Source organism: Burkholderia reimsis (assembly GCF_003294055.1).
GTDB lineage: Bacteria > Pseudomonadota > Gammaproteobacteria > Burkholderiales > Burkholderiaceae > Burkholderia > Burkholderia cepacia.
Genome location: NZ_QMFZ01000107.1, coordinates 1 through 1218 on the forward strand (window position 1 = coordinate 1; position 1218 = coordinate 1218).

Annotated in this window: 1 protein-coding gene; it reads right to left on the reverse strand. The window is 65.6% G+C overall.

The window, feature by feature from the left end:
• Positions 1-1218 (reverse strand): type VI secretion system Vgr family protein (locus tag DPV79_RS41410; RefSeq protein WP_113048171.1); only part of this gene is annotated, 1218 nt, incomplete at both ends.

The window sequence follows — 1218 nt, forward strand, 5'->3', positions numbered from 1 at the left end:
CCGTGATACGGGTTGCCTTGCTCGCCGTTGAACACGCGGCCGACGATCACCGGGTTGTCCGGATCGCCCTGGTTGAACGCGACGAGCACTTCCTGCTTGATCCGCGGAATCGCGGCCGCACCCCAGCCGTCGCCGGCCCACGGTTGCGACACGCGCACCCACATCGAATCGGAGCCGTCCTTCTTGCCGCGCCGGTCCCACGGAAAATGCACCTTCACCGCGCTGCCGTTGGTGTAGATTTCCTCGCCCTTCGGCCCGACGACGATCGCCGACTGCGTGCCGTGAATCACCGGCTTCGGCGTGCCGCGCGGCGCGCGATACGGCACCTTCTTCGGCAGCAGCGCGAAGCTGTTGCGGTACGGCAGCTTCGCGCTGTGCTGCGTGTAGTCGTTCACCGCCTCGTGGCGCACGTGCAGGATCACGTATTCCTGGTTGTTCTCGAGCACCGGGTGATTCGCCACGGTGACCGCGCCCGCCGTGGTCATGCGCCACGCGTAGCCGCCGCCGGTATAGCGGTGGGCCTGCGCCTCCTCGGCCTCCATCGCAAAACGGGCGTAACGGTTGCCGTCATCGCCGTGGTCGTACAGCGACTGGTGCTCGAACCGCTCGGTCGCGTCGAGCCGCGCATGCTTGAGGTTCTGCGGCCCGGCTTCCACCAGCATCAGCGGCGACGACGGGTTCTGGTGGTTGAAGTCGCGGAACGTGACCTTGCCGACGCCGAAGCGCCGGCCTTCGTGCAACTGGTCGATCCCGCTGTCCTCACTCGCCTCGGTGGCCGCGAACGGCACCGTGGCGAGCCCGTCGATCGGGCGGAACAGCAGGTTCGAATCGCCGATCACCAGGATGTGCTTGTCCTTCTCGTAGCGGTGCGTCCAGACGAGCCCCTCCTGCTCCATCAGCCGCGCGCAGAAGTTGTAGTAGCTCTCCTGGTACATCACGACATACTCGAGCGGCTTCTGGCTCGTCCGGATGTCGAACACGAAGTCGGAAAACCCGTGCTCCTGGAAGATCTCGGTGAGGATGTCCTGCGCGGTCTTGTTCTGGAAGATCCGGCAGTCGGTCGAGCGCGTCAGGAACCAGAACCATGGCACCGCCGTCAGGTGATACTGCGTGACGTTCCCGGGGTTGCCCGCGCGGTCGAACGACGCCACGTAGCCGTCGAAGTAACGATCGTTGTCGCCGGTACCCGATGCGACGACGCGCTCAAGCGTCGACAGG